Annotated in this window: 13 protein-coding genes and 1 pseudogene; 4 read left to right on the top strand and 10 right to left on the bottom strand. The window is 38.8% G+C overall.

The annotated features are described in order from the left end of the window. Positions 1-32 precede the first annotated feature (32 nt). The gene (locus MKZ18_RS03960) at positions 33-896 is read right to left on the bottom strand and encodes a CvfB family protein (protein WP_076513404.1); all 864 of its coding nucleotides are present in this window, start codon (positions 894-896) and stop codon (positions 33-35) included. A 189-nt stretch (positions 897-1,085) separates the two neighbouring features. On the opposite strand from MKZ18_RS03960, the pseudogene MKZ18_RS03955 reads away from it, so the two are divergent. From MKZ18_RS03955 to MKZ18_RS03945, 3 genes and pseudogenes are all read left to right on the top strand, one after another. Beyond that, positions 1,086-1,576 (top strand): annotated as a pseudogene (locus tag MKZ18_RS03955) (YajQ family cyclic di-GMP-binding protein). Between the two features lie 138 nt (positions 1,577-1,714). Further along, on the top strand, positions 1,715-2,581 hold the full coding sequence (locus MKZ18_RS03950) for an SDR family oxidoreductase (RefSeq protein WP_061785604.1): 867 nt from the start codon (positions 1,715-1,717) through the stop codon (positions 2,579-2,581). Between the two features lie 110 nt (positions 2,582-2,691). Next, entirely contained in the window at positions 2,692-4,089 is a 1,398-nt protein-coding gene (locus MKZ18_RS03945; RefSeq protein WP_025911876.1) for a sigma-54 interaction domain-containing protein, read from the top strand. A gap of 10 nt (positions 4,090-4,099) precedes the next feature. On the opposite strand, the gene MKZ18_RS03940 is transcribed toward MKZ18_RS03945, so the two are convergent. The 8 genes from MKZ18_RS03940 to asnB form a co-directional block, all read right to left on the bottom strand. Further along, complete coding sequence (locus MKZ18_RS03940) at positions 4,100-5,758, bottom strand: M20/M25/M40 family metallo-hydrolase (RefSeq protein ID WP_144594081.1); 1,659 nt, start codon at positions 5,756-5,758, stop codon at positions 4,100-4,102. Between the two features lie 68 nt (positions 5,759-5,826). After that, positions 5,827-7,029: an ornithine--oxo-acid transaminase gene (locus MKZ18_RS03935; protein ID WP_025911877.1), complete on the bottom strand. Its 1,203-nt coding sequence runs from the start codon at positions 7,027-7,029 to the stop codon at positions 5,827-5,829. A 37-nt stretch (positions 7,030-7,066) separates the two neighbouring features. Further along, positions 7,067-8,614 carry an L-glutamate gamma-semialdehyde dehydrogenase gene (gene pruA, locus MKZ18_RS03930; RefSeq protein WP_061785602.1) on the bottom strand — a complete coding sequence of 516 codons (1,548 nt, stop codon included), beginning with the start codon at positions 8,612-8,614 and terminating at the stop codon, positions 7,067-7,069. 275 nt (positions 8,615-8,889) lie between these two features. Next, on the bottom strand, positions 8,890-9,909 hold the full coding sequence (locus MKZ18_RS03925) for a LacI family DNA-binding transcriptional regulator (protein WP_025911880.1): 1,020 nt from the start codon (positions 9,907-9,909) through the stop codon (positions 8,890-8,892). Positions 9,910-9,998: 89 nt separating this feature from the next. Continuing rightward, entirely contained in the window at positions 9,999-11,444 is a 1,446-nt protein-coding gene (locus tag MKZ18_RS03920) for an alpha-amylase family glycosyl hydrolase (RefSeq protein ID WP_144594082.1), read from the bottom strand. Between the two features lie 426 nt (positions 11,445-11,870). Next, positions 11,871-13,268 (bottom strand): ammonium transporter, encoded by a 1,398-nt coding sequence (locus tag MKZ18_RS03915; protein ID WP_061786621.1) that lies wholly within the window; start codon positions 13,266-13,268, stop codon positions 11,871-11,873. A gap of 26 nt (positions 13,269-13,294) precedes the next feature. Further along, positions 13,295-13,636 (bottom strand): P-II family nitrogen regulator, encoded by a 342-nt coding sequence (locus tag MKZ18_RS03910; RefSeq protein WP_061786622.1) that lies wholly within the window; start codon positions 13,634-13,636, stop codon positions 13,295-13,297. A gap of 359 nt (positions 13,637-13,995) precedes the next feature. After that, the gene (gene asnB / locus MKZ18_RS03905) at positions 13,996-15,843 is read right to left on the bottom strand and encodes an asparagine synthase (glutamine-hydrolyzing) (protein ID WP_138117368.1); all 1,848 of its coding nucleotides are present in this window, start codon (positions 15,841-15,843) and stop codon (positions 13,996-13,998) included. A 172-nt stretch (positions 15,844-16,015) separates the two neighbouring features. Here asnB and MKZ18_RS03900 point away from each other — a divergent pair, with 172 nt between their 5' ends. Further along, positions 16,016-16,576: a DUF2777 domain-containing protein gene (locus tag MKZ18_RS03900; protein ID WP_025911223.1), complete on the top strand. Its 561-nt coding sequence runs from the start codon at positions 16,016-16,018 to the stop codon at positions 16,574-16,576. 483 nt (positions 16,577-17,059) lie between these two features. Here the strand turns inward: MKZ18_RS03900 and MKZ18_RS03895 are convergent, their stop codons facing one another. Beyond that, positions 17,060-17,401, bottom strand: a complete 342-nt coding sequence (locus MKZ18_RS03895; RefSeq protein WP_025911221.1) for a DUF1516 family protein — start codon at positions 17,399-17,401, stop codon at positions 17,060-17,062. Positions 17,402-17,588: the final 187 nt, after the last annotated feature.

Genomic DNA, 17,588 nt, shown 5'->3' with positions numbered 1-17,588 from the left:
CTTGGAAGCTTCCAAGCGGTTTTGTAATGCCTTTATTTATCTTTTTTGAAGTATGTCCATCCTTCTTCTTGATAAACCTTGTCTTCTTTCATCAGCTTTCCTAATGCGCGCTTAAACGCTGCTTTACTCATATTGAAACGCGTGCGAATATCTTCTGGGTAACTTTTATCCCAAAATGGCATAACGCCTCCGCGGCTTTCCATGTAATCGTATAGAACTTGCGCATCTTCATCCATACTTTCTTGCTTACGAGGTAGTAACGAAACATTTAGTGTACCGTCTTCTTTTACATTCACAACGCGTCCCGTTACAAGCGCACCAATCTTCGGTTCTTTCTTACGTTCTGATTCATGAATAAATCCAACGTAGCCTTCTTCTGTCATAATGAAAGATCCTACTCGTAGCACGCGATAGATACGACCCGTGACTTCACGATTAAACAGGTGACTTGGAGCCGGCTTAGCCATTGCTTTCATAACATCATCTGTTGCCACTTTCCCGTAAATTTTTCCATGCTTTGATATTTTCATGGTACAGTAAAGCTTGTTTCCTACATCAGGCCACAGACTTTCTAAAGCTGGAAGATCCGTTGAACCGATCAGCATATCTTTACTCATACCAATATCCACAAATACACCTAAGTCATCATTTACGTCAACTACTTCGACCCACGCATACGTTCCCTCTTCGACAACTGGCATATGCATAGTAGCAGTTAATCGACTTTGGTTATCTAAATATACAAACACTTCTACTTCTTCTTGCTCTGCTAGCTCTTGCGTTGTTTCATTTTTATGAAGAAGGATTTCTCCATCTTCACTGTCAAGCATATATCCCATCGGCGTTTCACGACTTACAGTCAAATATGCTCTTTGGCCTGGTTCTACTCTACTCATTTTTTATCCATCCTTTATGTGAAGTTCCTTTATTTCTTTTATGATCAAATTGTATTATCATCATTGATTCTACATTATGAAAACAAACGTTCAAAATTGTATTGTATCAATTTCAAGATGCTTGTTCAATATCAGTTGTATCCCCTTTTCGTTTTATTTATAATTAAAGAAAAAAACAAGGAGGATTCTATGGCAAAAGATAGCTCATTTGACGTAGTATCACAGGTTGACTTACAAGAAGTAACAAACGGAATTACAATGGCTTTAAAAGAAATTCGAAACCGCTATGATTTTAAAGGAAGTAAAAGCGACATTTCTGTCGATAAAGAAGAGCTTGTATTAATTTCCGACGATGAGTTTAAGCTAGAGCAGCTAAAAGATGTTATGGTTTCAAAATTAATTAAGCGCGGTGTACCAACAAAGAACATTGAATATGGAAAAGTTGAGAACGCTTCAGGCGGTACGGTCCGCCAGCGCGGTAAACTGATTCAAGGTATCGATAAAGAAAATGCTAAAAAAATTAATAATTTAATCAAAAAAGCGGTTTAAAAGTAAAGAGCCAAATTCAAGATAATCAGCTTCGCGTAAGCGCTAAAAGCCGGGATGACCTACAGCAAGTAATCGCAGCGATTAAAGAAGCGGATTTGTCAATTGACGTGCAGTTTATTAATTACCGCTAAGTTTATTCATTATTGTTAAGGGTAAAGACCAGTAGCTATGCTATTGGTCTTTTTTTCCTTTATGCATACTTATTCTAGCACCACGCATACTATTTACATTCTATATCATCAATTACTTTTAAAGGAGTGTATAAGCAAATGAGTCAACAACAGCAAAAACAAACCTTTCCCCCACAACATCAGCAAAAACAACCTGGCATTGAATCAGAAATGAACCCAAAACCAACTGCGATTGAGCCGGAATACAAAGCTAGTGGAAAACTTTCTGGAAAAGTAGCGATTATTACAGGCGGTGACAGCGGTATTGGACGTTCAGTTGCGTATCATTTCGCAAAGGAAGGCGCCAATATTGTTATTACGTATTTAGATGAGCATGACGACGCAGATGAAACGAAGAAGACCATTGAAGAATATGGTGTATCATGCTTAGCTCTTTCTGGAGACATTGGTGAAGAGCCGTTTTGTGAAAAAGTAGTTCATGAAACCGTTGAGAAATTTGGACAGCTTGATATCTTAGTAAATAACGCTGCTGAGCAGCACCCTCAAAAAGATATTACACAGATTAGTGCTGAGCAGCTGCAGCGAACATTTCAAACAAATATTTTCTCATTTTTTTATTTTACAAAAGCAGCGATGCCTCACTTAAAAAAAGGAAGTTCTATTATCAATACAACATCTGTGACTGCTTACCATGGTCACGATCAGCTTATTGATTATTCATCAACAAAAGGAGCCATTGTATCATTTACGCGCTCGTTGTCAGCATCATTAGCTGCGAAAGGTATTCGAGTAAATGGTGTTGCTCCTGGACCTATTTGGACACCTCTTATCCCTTCAACCTTTGATGAACAACAAGTAGCTTCATTTGGTGCAGATACGCCGATGCAGCGTGCTGGCCAGCCTTCTGAGCTTGGACCTGCTTATGTATTTTTAGCAAGCAACGATTCATCCTATATATCTGGACAAGTTATCCATATAAACGGTGGAACCATTGTAAATGGATAATACGTTACTGAAGCTGTAGATTTCCCTACAGCTTCTTCTTTTTTGCATATAAAAGACATATCTGCTTAAATAATAAATGATAAGATGCTGCTTTAAAGGGGATTGAGGAAATGACAAAGTCTAACTATTCTACACCGCTGGTTCAGTCCATCTTTGAAAAAATCATTAATGAAGTTGATGCTGGTATTCATGCAATTGATGAACATGGTACAACCATTATTTATAATGAACAAATGATGAAAATGGAATCAATGGAAAAACATGATGTGCTTCATAAGAACTTGCTTGATGTCTTCATGTTCCAAGATAATCAAGAAAGTACGCTTGTCAAAGCTCTACGTGAGGGTAAAACAACCATTAATGTCAAGCAAACGTACTTTAACAATAAAGGAAAGGAAATTACTACAATCAATAATACCTTTCCAATTATTGATGATGGAAAAATTAAAGGGGCGGTTGAAATTGCGAAAGATGTAACTCAACTTGAAAAGCTCATCCGCGAAAACAACCGACACCGAGAGTCAAAAATGGTGACGTTTGAGCAGATCATCGGTAGCAGTACCGCTATTCAAGATGTAGTGAATATCGCTAAACGAGCCACGCGCACTCCTTCATCCGTTTTGATTGTAGGTGACACAGGCACCGGGAAAGAGTTATTTGCTCAAAGCATACATAATGGAAGCAGTCGATCAGCTAAACCGTTTATTTCACAAAACTGCGCAGCAATTCCAGATACCTTAATGGAAAGTCTTCTTTTCGGCACAGTGCGTGGTGCTTTTACGGGCTCAGCAGACCAGCCTGGACTTTTTGAACAAGCTAATGGAGGAACACTGCTGTTAGATGAAATAAATTCGCTTCCTACAAATCTTCAAGCAAAGCTGCTTCGTGTTTTGCAGGAAAAAACGATTCGTCGCATTGGTGACACGAAAGAAAGAACGATAGATGTTCGCATTATCGCTAATATGAACGAAGATCCCATTGACGCTATTAACGAAAACCGATTGCGAAAAGACTTATACTATCGCTTAGGGGTCGTTACGCTACAGATTCCTCCTCTAAGAGAGCGTAAAGAAGATATCCCAGAGCTTGTTCAAACATTTATTCAAAAATACAACGATCGCTTTCAAATGGAGGTAATGGGAATTGATGAACGAGTCATGTCGTCTTTTTCACAATACGAGTGGCCAGGTAACGTTAGAGAGTTAGAACATGTCATTGAAGGCGCGATGAATCTCATGATTGGTGAGGAGGAAATTCATTATCATCACTTGCCATTTCAATATCAAAACCGCTTCCTTCCCCCTGTTAATACCAAAGTGATAAGCCAGGTACGGAATGAAGATCAAGCCTATGTCCCTTTGAAAAAACAGCTTTTACAGTTTGAAGCTCACTGTATTAAAGAGGCGCTAGAACACCATGAAGATAACATTTCACAGACAGCTAAGGCACTAGGAATGAGTAGACAGAGCTTACAATATCGGATGCGCCGTTTGAATATAACGAAATAAGGCTTTTGCCTTATTTCGTCTTCAATAGCTCCGTTGTCACATGCTGGATGAACTGAGGTAAAATCTTAAATGAATAAGGCTTATAGACTCTTTCCGTCCATTTATGACCATCTTTTCCGTATACGCCAAGGTTGATAGATGGAATGTCTAAATCCTTAATTTCTTGAAATGGGAGGGTTTGATCAAACTCCCAACCTGGAAAATTCCTCGTGAAAGACTGTATTTCTTCTTGCGTTTCTGAAAATGATAAAAAACTTCCATCAGATAAATAAGGAAAAAACTTTCGCACTTCGAATTTCTCATTCGTTTCAGAAGTGAACTTTTCCACACAAGCATGTATCACGTTCACAAGTTCATGCCCTTTCTCAGTGCTTACGTCTACGTGATTATGCGGTAAATAAGGTGGTGCATAAAACAAAATCACTCGAGGCTTATGAGAAGCATCCAAAGCTTGAAGTGCTTCTACTAGTTTAAAAGCTTTCATTCGAGCTTCTAACGACTCATATTTAATTAGCGTTTGCTCGATATGAGAGCGCGGATCAATGCCTTGTATTTGTAAGTCTAGAAGGTACTGGTGTAACGTAACGACTTCTACCTCAAATGACAGGGTGCGATTAGGCAATTGTGCTCTTCTACAAAAATCTTCATACGCATGAGCAAGCCTATGTTCAACCTCTTTACATGCTTGACGTGCCACTTTCAACAATTCATTCGTTACTTCATTGATTTTCTTTTCATACATAAAATAATTAAAGTACAAATGCGTATATACAGCCGTCTGCACATTATATGCGTCTTTTCCATCTCTCTGGTACAAACAAGTCGGTGGTAAAATCATTTCACCTTCAAGCTCTTCTGCTAAGCTCATATTATTATGAATACTTCGCGTCAGCTCAGAGGCAATCACATTTGGATCAATTCCTAGCAGCGTATCGCCTACGTGCACCGTACGACCATGAATGTAAAAGCATGGCAATACCTTTCCAGCCGTACCCGTATAGAGATAGCGTGTTTGATCTCCTTCATACAAAGGCGCAATGAAGTCATTGTTAATGGCCGTTACGTAGTCTAGCTGATACTCTGCTTTCACTCGTTTCAACTCTTTAACAGCAGCTAAGATTCCTCGGTGCTCACTTTCTTCATCCCCATTAATGACCAATAATACATTTCCTTCGAGCTCCTTAATTCTTTCCGTAAAGTAAAGAGTGTTAACAAGATGAACTGCAATCCCACTTTTCATATCAAGGGCCCCACGACCAAATAGCCAGTCACCAGATGCTGCATCAACTTGAACTTCTGCATCCTTTTGCTGAATCATAAAATATGTCTTTAATTCATCAGCATCGTATGCAATGTGCTTAAGGTGTCCATAATCATCTACCCCCACCGTATCTAAATGTGCATGGTACACAATGGTTTTTGCCGATTGCTTTTTACCTTTCACAAATGCAAAGATATTTTTTCGATTCACGGGATCTTGAGGAACGCTTTGTACCCATAGGTGATGGGGGTTTTCAATAAAATAAGGAAATGTTTGAAGTAACTCTTTTACAAATTCAGCAAGCTTCTCCTCTCCTTCTGTTCCGTTGACGCTTTCGATTTTCACCAATGTTTTTGTGAGCAGCTCCACTTTTTGTTCCAATGACAAATGAACAAGTTGTTCATACATATTATCAACATCTCCTTCTATCGTAAAAAAGCTCAGTCGCACGATGTAACACCGTACGACTGGGCTTTTTAGATATGAAATACTTTTTGAATTCGCTCAATTGCCCAATCAAGCTCTTCTTTCGAAATCGTGAGCGGTGGAGCAAATCGAATAACTGTGTGATGCGTTTCTTTACATAAAAGTCCTTCTGCTTTTAACTTTTCACAATATGGTCGAGCTGCTTCGTATAGCTCTACACCAATAAATAGACCACGACCTCGAACTTCTTTAATAATCGGGTTTCCAATTTTGCTGAGCTCTTCTTTGAAGTAATTACCTAATTCCAATGAGCGCTTTGCTAACTCTTCTTCTTCAATCACTTCTAGCGATGCTAGGGAAACAGCACAAGCAAGTGGGTTTCCTCCAAACGTAGAACCATGCGACCCTGGATTAAATACACCTAGAATATCATCGTTTGCAACAACGCATGAAATTGGGAATACGCCTCCCCCTAATGCTTTTCCTAAAATCAGCATATCAGGCTCAAAACCTTCCCACTCGTAAGCAAATAACTTTCCAGTACGAGCCAGCCCCACTTGAATTTCATCTGCAATGAAGAGTACATTATTTTCTTTACAAAGTTCAAAAGCAGCTTTTAAGAATCCTTCTGGTGGAAGTACTATCCCTGCTTCACCTTGGATGGGTTCAATAAGAAATGCTGCTGTATTTGGTGTAATGGCAGTTTTCAAAGCTTCTAAATCACCATATGAAATTATCTTAATTCCAGGTAGCATTGGACCGAATCCTCGTTTATACTCCGCTTCTGATGATAACGAAACAGCTGTCATTGTACGGCCGTGGAAATTTCCTTCACAAGCGATAATTTGCGCTTGATCTTCCGCAACGCCTTTTATATCATACGCCCAGCGACGAGCAGCTTTAACTGCTGTTTCAACCGCTTCAGCTCCCGTATTCATCGGCAATGCCATATTTTTATTTGTCATTTTGCAAATTTTTTCATACCATGGACCTAACTGATCATTGTGAAAAGCGCGTGACGTTAACGTAACTTTATCTGCTTGGCACTTTAGTGCCTCAATAATCTTAGGATGACGATGACCTTGGTTCACTGCTGAATACGCGCTTAGCATATCCATATATTTATTGTTTTCTGGGTCATGCACCCACACTCCTTCTGCTTTTTCAATAACAATTGGTAGTGGATGATAATTGTTTGCTCCGAACCTTTCCGTTTGTTGAATAATTGTGTCTGTTTGTTTTACCTGTACCATTTAAGTCATCCTCCTTCGTTTTATTTTACGTATATTATTAGAACATTTCAGATGTTGTTTTTGCTTGCATATGAAGCAGTAAATAATCAGGACCACCAGCTTTTGAATCAGTACCCGACATATTGAATCCACCAAATGGTTGGTAACCAACAATCGCTCCCGTGCACCCTCTATTAAAATATAAGTTTCCGACATGAAATTCTTCACGCGCACGCTCAATATTAGCGCGTGTATTTGATAGGACTGCGCCTGTTAATCCATAATCCGTGTTGTTCGCAATTTCTAACATATGATCAAAATCTCTCGCTTTACAAACCGCTACAACAGGCCCGAAGATTTCTTCCTTCATCAAGCGAGCATCTTGATGTATATTCCCAAACACAGTTGGCTGGACGAAGAAACCGTTAGATGAATCCCCTTCCCCTCCTACTAATAAATCTCCTTCTGTTCTACCAATCTCAATATATTTCATAATTTTATCAAACGACGCTTGGTGAATAACCGGTCCCATGTACGTATCTACGCTTTCTGGATTCCCTACTTTTAATGTTTTTGTTAAGGAGACAATCTTTTCGACGACCTCATCATATACGTCTTCATGAATAACTGCTCTTGATCCTGCTGAACACTTTTGACCAGAAAAGCCAAAAGCAGAGTAAACGATGGATGAAGCAGCTAACTCTAAATCAGCATCGCGGTCAACCAACACAGTATCCTTGCCACCCATTTCTGCAATCACACGCTTTAGCCAAATTTGGCCTGACTGTACTTTTGCTGCGCGTTCATAAATACGACATCCTACTTCTCGAGAACCTGTAAACGAAACAAATCTTGTTTTTGGATGCTCAACTAAATAATCTCCAATAATAGATCCTTTACCAGGAATAAAGTTAAGGACACCTTTCGGTAAACCTGCTTCTTCCATGAGCTCTACAAACTTGGCTGCAACAACGGGCGTTGCATCAGCTGGTTTTAATAGAATGGTATTGCCAGTTACAATGGCCGCAATTGCTGTTCCAGCCATAATTGCAAGCGGGAAGTTAAAAGGTGAAATGATGACCCCTACCCCTAACGGAACATAGTTATATTGATTATATTCGCCTGGACGACTATTAACTGGCTGCCCTTTTGTAAGCTCTAGCATTTGCCTTCCATAATATTCAATAAAGTCAATTGCTTCTGCTGTGTCTGCATCCGCTTCGTTCCAAGGCTTCCCAGCTTCTTTGACTAGATAGGCAGAAAACTCATGCTTTCGGCGTCTTAGCATTGCTGCTGCACGGAACAAAATATTTGCTCGGTCTTCAGCTTTCCATTTTTTCCAATCTACAAAAGCTTCTAACGCAGCATTCATTGCTTTTTCAGCTAGCTCTTGATTTGCTAATGACACGTAGCCGATTACTTCTTTCTTATTTGAAGGGTTAATAGACGTTGTTTTTTCATCCGTTTCAATACGCTCACCGTTAATGATGAGAGGGTATGTTTTTCCTAATTGTGTATTCACGTATGATAAAGCCTCTTGAAATAGCTCTTGATTCTTTTCATCTTTAAAATTAGTAAATGGTTCATGTTGATATGTACGCACCATGTAAATACCTCCTAAAGTTGACTTTTCTACTCACTAATCTTTATTGCAAGATTGATGCCAACATGCGTATCTCCGTTTTTTTCTTATTTTTCAAGAAATTCAGCTCCGACCAATAGCAAAAAATATTTGCACGCAAAAGAAATATCTATCAATAAGCAAAATTATTTTGCGTAACCTTATGCACCCTCACTCCCACAGGGTTTTTGGTATTTAAACAAACGTTTGATTAATAAAAAAACGACCGTATATACACATATACAGTCGTTTTCTACTCATTACCGCTTTTTACACGATTGCCTTGTCACAATTGAATGTGGAATGCGAATACTTTCAATTGGTTGAGAAGAAGCTTCGATTTTTTTCGTCAAGCTACGTACAGCCTGATATCCTAATTCAAAAATATTAATATCAATTGATGTGAGTGCAGGTCTTGCCATTTCAGCAATTAATACATTATTAAAACTAATAATCGACATATCTTCCGGAACTGAAATTCCAATTGCATCAAGAGTATTGAGTACACCTAAAGCCATTAAATCATCTGCTACAACGAGAGCAGTTGGTCGTTCCTCTAAGCTTAATAGCTCACAAACAGCTTCTTTTCCACCTTCTTGTAGAAATTCTTCATGAATGACATATTCACTACGGTAAGCAATCCCAGCTCCTTGTATTGCTTTATCGTAACCTGTTAAACGATCAATCGTTACAACAAGGTCCAAACTACCTCCAATAAACGCAATTCGGTTATGCCCCAGTTCAATTAGGTATTCTGTTGCTTCTTTCCCGGCTTTGAAATTATCGTTGTCTACATATGTGATATACTCACTATCTTTGAACGGTTTTCCCACTACGACAAATGGAATGTTTTGTTCTTTTAAATATGCTAATACCGGATCATCAATTTTAGAATATAAGAGAATCAGCCCGTCTACTCTTCTCCCTTGTACCATTTGCATTACTTCTCTTAAAATTTCTGATTCTGCTTCACCGGTTGACATATATATAGCTCGCTTTTTTTCATGAGCACCTGTACTGATTCCACGCAGTACTTCTGGGAAAAATGGATTTTGAAAAACGTTCCCAGCAGAACTTGGCATAACTATACCAATTGCTTCTGTTGTTTTATTAGCTAAGTTACGAGCAATAATATTAGGGTGGTATCCTAATTCTTCCATCGCTGCGCGTACTCGTTGTTTTGTTTTCTCACTAATTCTTGAACTATTTGCAATTACGCGTGAGACTGTAGAAGGAGCTACCTTTGCTAAATTTGCTACATCTTTTATTGTTACGCTCACCGCATGTCCCCTCCTATATGATCATCTCTCCATTACTTGATAGCGCTGACATTTTATAGTCAAATAGTATCATCAAACGATCGAAAATCCTATTGTTTTTCAGCATTGATTAACTTACCTTTTTTTCTTTTTTTAGAAGCAGCAATCAAAAAAATCAAAAAGCCTCCATAAACAAAAACCATCATACTAATATACCATATATTAACTCCTTTATCTTCAGCTATTCGATATATATTCGAAGAATCTGAATCTAACTGAATATGATATTGTCCACCTTGAGACCGAATGATGCCACCTTCTATAAGACCTCTCAACTCTTGATCTTCACCTATTTCTTTTTCTTCTATTTGAGCAACTTGCACGCGAGAATCATTATTTATAACAAACAACGTTTTTTCACCCTTACTTTTATGAAGGTACACGCCCATTCCTTTATCATCTGAAAGCTGAGTGACATCTCCTTGGCGAACGGACAAAAGCTCAGCTCTCACGCCTGCCAACTTTGTGAGATACTCAATAATTTCAGGGTTCGATTGAAAGTTCATGAGCCGATGTGCATCGCTTCCTTTTCCACCATCTAGCGCAATTTCCGTACCATAATAAACAATCGGCACAGAAGAAGACAAATACAAATACGCTAATGCTTGTTTGGTTCGTACCACCGGGTGTTCCTTAGCATCTAGTACGGTTCGTGTAAAACGCTCAGTACGAGGATTGTCTAAGAACGTACCGCTCGCTTCGTTTGAATAATAACTTAACTGAGGAAGTGCACCACCTTTACTTAATTGTTGAGTCTGTGCATTAGACTGCTTTTGGTTGACAAATAAATCCCATGAGAGAGATTCTATATCGGAATCTTTCGTACCTTCACCAATTAAATAAAAGCCTGCTTTCTTATTATGAAATTGCTGGGATAGCCGATTTACAAACGCTGCTGGAAAATCATCGACACCCGCAAAGTAATAGCCATCTAAGTTTGTTTGTTCAATCCACCATTCTCCAACTTCTTCTATGTACTTCTGCACATCCGGTTGCTTGACTTGTAGCTCTACACGTTCTCCTTGCTCGGTAAACCACTGCTCCTTACTCAAATCTTCTAGCATAGGATGCTTCTTGCTGACCGTTACAGGCAGCTCCATGACCACTTTCATGTCTTCTTTATGAGCTTGTTTGATAAATTCCTTCAATTGTGGAAAGGTTCCAAAGCGTTCATCCATTTGATAATGATCGATAACGTTATAACCATGATATCCACGTTCATCATTCTTGAAAATTGGCGTGATAATAATGGTTGTAAACCCCATATCTTTTATATACGGAATTCGATTTTCCAATCCTTTTATGTCTCCACCGTAAAAGCTAAAAGGATTATTATAGTCTATTTTTACATCATTGCTCTCGTCTCCATTTTGAAAACGATTTACCATTACATAGTACATAATTTCATCTTTAATTGATTCTCTTGCATCGGCTTGTACCGGAATAAAGCTAACAAACAGCAAACCTAACAGTAAGCTAATAACTTTTCTCCCCAATCCTCATCTCCCCTGTCATAGAGCCTTTCCTCTAGAGTATCGCTTTTGACAATTAAACTCAACGCTTTCTTATCCCCTCTTAATTAACACAATAAAAAAAGAGTTTGGGACATAACAAAATGATTGCTTCTAAGAGACGAACAATAGCTGTTCCAATCTTTTTGGTTTGTCTGAACACGTTCGTTCCATTGCGCTGCGGCCACTCGCTTTCCGCGGGGAGGAACCTGAGCTTCCTCGCTGCGCTGCGGGATCTCCGTTTTCCTTCTCTTTCCCGCAGGAGTCGAGTGTCCTACGCTCCATTCCACCCTGTTTCCAACATTGTTTTCACAATCAACAAAAAACCTGAACGATTAAAAGTGAGAAACTCTCAATCGTTCAGGTTTATCATTGGCTGAATTACTTATGTCCCAGCCTCTTAATATCTTTCTAAACCGATTCTTTAACACCGCTATTTACTTTACTAGAGCTTTTTCCGACGCTGTTCAAGCGATCAATTAGCCCTAATCCAAATTCCGGATTGATATCTGCACTTCCTTTAGATAATAAGTTTTCACGAAATTCGTAAGCTGATGAGCCATGCTCTGCGAAATCTAAACCAGCAATTTCTTCTTCGCTTGATACACGAATGGATGTAATTCTCGTTAAGACGAATAAGAAAATTCCAACTGTCCCCATTGTCCAAGCCATAACTGCTAGAATACCAATCGCTTGAACTCCAAGTAATTGAGCGCCTCCACCATAAAATAATCCATTTGCTGTATCGAATAACCCAACTGCTAATGTTCCCCAAATTCCACATACGCCATGAACTGTAATCGCTCCAACGGGATCATCCAACTTCATTTTACTATCAATAATATTAACAGCTTCAACAAGGATTACACCAGAGATTAAACCTATCACGATTGCACCTGGAATAGATACATTTGCTGTTCCTGCTGTAATACCAACTAACCCAGCCAAAGCACCGTTTAACGTTAAGCTTGCATCAATGCGCTTGTAACGTAATTTCGTATAAAGTGCTGAAGATAATACTCCACAAGATGCTGACATTAACGTTGTGGCAATAATTGAAGGCACTAATGATGGATCAGCAGCCAGTGTACTTCCACCATTAAATCCAAACCAGCCAAACCATAAAATGAATACACCTAACGCTCCAAGAGGGATGTTATGTCCTTGAATTGCATTTACAGAACCATCTTTACCGTATTTACCAAGACGCGCTCCTAAAAATGAAACTGCAACAACCGCTCCTAATGCACCTGTTAAGTGAACAACCGTGGAACCTGCAAAGTCCACAAATCCTAGTTCCGATAACCAGCCACCACCCCAGATCCAGTGGCCTACAACTGGATAAATAACGGCTACCATCGCAATCGTTAACAACATGTAGCTTGATAGCTTCATACGCTCTGCAACAGCACCTGAGATAATTGTTGCACATGTAGCAGCAAATACAATTTGGAATACAAAGAAACTCATTTGATCGCTTTGACCATTTAAGAAAAAGCCACTTGTTCCAATAAAGCCGCCGCTTGAATCTCCAAACATTAAAGCGAAACCAATAACAAAATATAAGACCGACGAAATTGCCACTGTTAGCATATTTTTCATCAAGATGTTTAATGCGTTTTTAGAACGTGTAAAACCTGTCTCTACCATGGCAAAGCCGGCATGCATCAAGAATACTAACACCGCTCCAAACATGACCCACATCATATCAACCGAAGCGCTGACCGATTCTACCGTTGGATCTGCCGCGTAAGCTGTTGTCGATGTCAACAAACCTAACATTAATAAGGTACCTATTTTCTTCTTCATACAATGATCATCCTTTCACACTGTTTTTATAATATCGCTTGTAAACCCACTTCGCCTGTGCGAATACGAACCGCATCTTCAACTGAATAGACAAAAATCTTACCGTCACCAATTTGGTTTGTTGAGCAAGTAGATTGAACGATTTTGATAATTTCATCAACATGTTCTGCTTCTACGACCATTTCAACCTTCACTTTAGGAACGAGTTTAATTTCGAAGCTCTGACCTCGAAACAACCCTTGCTCTCCCTTTTGTTGACCACAACCCGCAACTTCTGAAACGGTTAAACCGTTAATCCCCACTTCTTCTAACTTCTCACGTAACGATTGAAACTTTTCTGGACGGATAATTGCTTCCACCTTCTTCATTCATCGTTCCCCCTGTTTAAATGTAAGATTTTATTACATTGTATGTTATGTTTAATATCATATGATGATTTTTCAAAAAATTCAAGCTAATTTCAATAAAAAATAAGTTTTTTTTCAAAAACATGTTATGTAATCGTTATCACTAAATAATTAAGAACAAAGTTTGTATTTTTTGTAAAAAAATTCATTTTTTTTGTGTTTTTAGACACAAAAAAGAGCAAGTAGTTTAACTACTCACTCTTTTACCCTACTCTATAAAAATATGTATGTGTTGTCCAAATAAAATAGACGTCTCTAGCACGCCATATAAAAAGCCTTTTGATTCAGTAGAAATTTCTGAATCAAAAGGCTATATAACTTTACTCTTTAATTTGAATGTTATTATGCGCAAACCACACGTGAATTTGTGCTAGGTGAGCAAGCAGCTGAGGTCCTGTCATTAATTGACCAAACCAAGGCACTTTAAAGTCTTCTCCACCGGATTTAATAATCGCGTTTAATTGCTCACGATTAAAGAATTCATGAAGCGCTGAAGATTTGTCTCCTAAAAGCGACTCCAACCAGAGCGTTACTGCTTTTGTATAGGCTGGATTATGGGTTTTAGGATAAGGACTCTTTTTACGATATAAAACATCATGTGGTAAAACCCCTTCTAATGCTTTTCTCAAAATCCCCTTTTCTTTATTACCAACCATTTTCATATCCCAAGGAATGTTCCATGCATATTCTACTAGTCTATGATCAGCAAACGGAACCCGTACTTCCAAACTAGCTCCCATACTCATGCGATCTTTTCGGTCTAATAAAGTTGTCATGAACCAAACCATGTTTAAATAAAATAATTTGCGGCGCTGCGCATCTTCACCTGATTCTCCATCTAGTTCAGGCACTTCTTTAATCGTCTTATCGTAGGTAGCTCTTACGTATTCTTCTAAATTAAGTTTCTTTCTCCAAGAATCTTGTAGCAAGTTCATTCGTCCTTCTAAAGAACGCATCCAAGGAAACGTATCGGATTGCAGGTCGTGTTGGCGATGAAACCACGGATATCCCCCAAAGATTTCATCTGCACATTCTCCAGATAATCCAACAACAAAATCCCTCTTAATTTCTCTACAAAACCATAATAATGAGGAATCTACGTCAGCCATTCCAGGCAAATCACGTACAATTACAGCTTCTGTTAAATGATGCACAAGGTCTTCCGTTGATATAACGCAACGATGATGATTGGTTTGGAAGGTATCAGACATGAGCTGAATATACGTATAGTCTGAGTTCGGCTGAAATTCATTTGCTTTAAAGAATTTGTCATTGTCTTCATAATCAATCGAATACGTATGAAGCTGACCTTTCCCATTCTCTTTAAATGAATTAGCTGCAATTGCTGTAATGGCGCTGGAATCTACTCCACCTGATAAAAATGTACACACTGGAACATCCGATACTAATTGACGCACAATCGCATCTTCAACTAAAAACTTTACTCTTTCCGTTGTTTCTGCTAATGAATCCGTATGCTTTGCACTTTTCACATTCCAATATCTCCACACTTTAAGTCCACTTTTACTTAGCGTCATTGCATGAGCAGGCCTTAATTCATCAATTCCTTTAAAAACACCGTGCCCTGGAGAGCGTGAAGGGCCTAATCCTAACACTTCAGCTAATCCATCTAAGCCAATTTCAGCTGGTACTTCTGGGTGAGCTAAAATCGCTTTTAATTCTGATGCAAATTGTATTCCACCATCATACGATCGATAAAATAAAGGCTTGACGCCTAGACGGTCACGTGCGATAAATAACTTTTCTTCAGACGCATCCCAAATAGCAAAAGCAAAAATTCCGTTGAAATAGTCCACACACTCCTCTTTCCATTCAACATAAGCTGTTAGTAGTACTTCCGTGTCAGAGTGCCCTTGGAATTCATACCCTCGCTTCAATAACTCTTTGCGAATATCTTCTGTATTATAAAGCTCACCATTATAGCAAATCGTATATTCTTTTTGCTCTTTCTGTCTAGTCATCGGCTGCTTGCCACCTTGTGGATCTACCACAACCAATCGCTTATGCCCAAACGCCGCATGCTGTTGAACCCACACGTTTGTATCATCAGGACCTCGCTTTTCTAATGTTTCCGCCATTTTTTTAACGGTGCCTTGTTCACCTAACAAGGACCGTTTAAAATCAACCCATCCGGTGATACCACACATTAGTTATCATCCTTTCCTTACGCGCTTTGTAATGAATGAAATAATGCCATTGTATGCATGGAATTCACACAGTTGATTTGTCCATCTATTTTATTTCAATTATTTTGGTTATAAACGCCTTTGTTTTAGGAAATACAAACAAATAACAATTTTGTATATGGAGGTTTGTAAAATGAAGAGTGATTCAAAACATTCTATTCTACAAAATCAGCCCCGTTCTTTTATGACGGGAACTGTTGAATACATTGATTCAGAATGGATTTTCTTTGATGAGGAAACAGATGAAGCATCTATGCTAAACGATATCTTAAACGAATCCGTTGAGCTATACGTCAATATGAGTTGGGAAAAGGGACTATTCGTCTCAGACCACCAATTTAAGATTCACAACATGATTTATCGAATTAAAAATGGTGATAAGCTTCGCGTAACAAGAAAGCTTCCATACGCATATGAGCAATTACTGAAACACCTAAAAAAAGAAGCTTTTCACACCCTTACAACTCACTTAAATTCATTAAATATCTCACTTTATGACTGTATCTATTGTCACAATACGCTTTGTTTCCTGCCAGAAGATAAAGATACAAAAGGAGCAAACTTTCTAATCTTTGATAATGAAGAAATCATTTGTTCCGTTCAACACTTATTTGAACGTGGCGAAAACGGTTTAGACCGCTTCGAATACACGTTAAGCGACGGAAATCGCTCAATGAATTTAATTCTTCACTAAGCTGCAGAAGTACAATCATACATCAATAAGCAAAACAAAGAATACAACACACCCATGACATTAGCGGGCCCATACAATTGTACGGAAAGAATCCTTTGTTCCGTACGATTTCTTTGTTAAACGCAATCTAAAATAAGGATGTATAACAAGCAGTATAAATGATAAATAGATAACGTGAAGAGGATGGGACATAACAAAACAAATTTTCCAAAAGACGAACACTCCCTTTTCTCACCTCTTTACGTTGTCAGAACACGTTCGTTCCATTGCGCTACGGCCACTCGCTTTCCGCGGGGAGGAACCTGAGCTTCCTCGCTGCGCTGCGGGATCTCAATTTTCCCTCTATTTCCCGCAGGAACGTAGTGACGAGGAAGTTCAAAGCGAGCCCCGTGGAAAGCGAACAATCCGGAGTGGAAATCACCCCAGTTGCATGCGTCCTTCCCTCTTTCAAATAACAAAAAAAGCTGCCTATATCAGCAGCTTTTAACCTAAAACAACATATCCGTAATAGAATACTAGCACAAGCGCTACGATTAGAAGTGCCCATGCACCTCCCGTTGCTTTCGCTTTTTTCGTTCTAACAAGTACCATTTCCATACCAACTAGCACTAGAACCCCAGCCAATCCTTTAATAAGAGCTTGTCCTTTAAACTGATACCAGTCTGCTAGCAAATGAGCACCTGATAACAACACAAGCACATACAACAGACGAGTAATCATATGTACAATCTTTGCGCCTCTTCCTTTACCAGACTTCGTTAAAACAACCGCTACCACAAAACCAATCAACAATAATGTCCATAATGTTACATGTAAATGAATCATCGTATCCACTCCTTTCATTCCATATCATACCACGAATACATGCCTTCTCACCACTGCACATAAGCACCAAACAACAATGCACTTATCACTTTCACATATCTGCCATATATCGCTTTAAATATGAATACATATGAACAGAAAGAACTTTTTAACATTCTTTTCATACCATGATAAGAGACTATAATGA

The organism is Priestia sp. FSL W8-0001 (genome assembly GCF_038050335.1).
Classification (GTDB): Bacteria; Bacillota; Bacilli; order Bacillales; family Bacillaceae_H; genus Priestia; species Priestia flexa.
The sequence above is the reverse complement of the archived record's forward strand: the minus strand, read 5'-3'. Positions and strand labels throughout refer to the sequence as shown.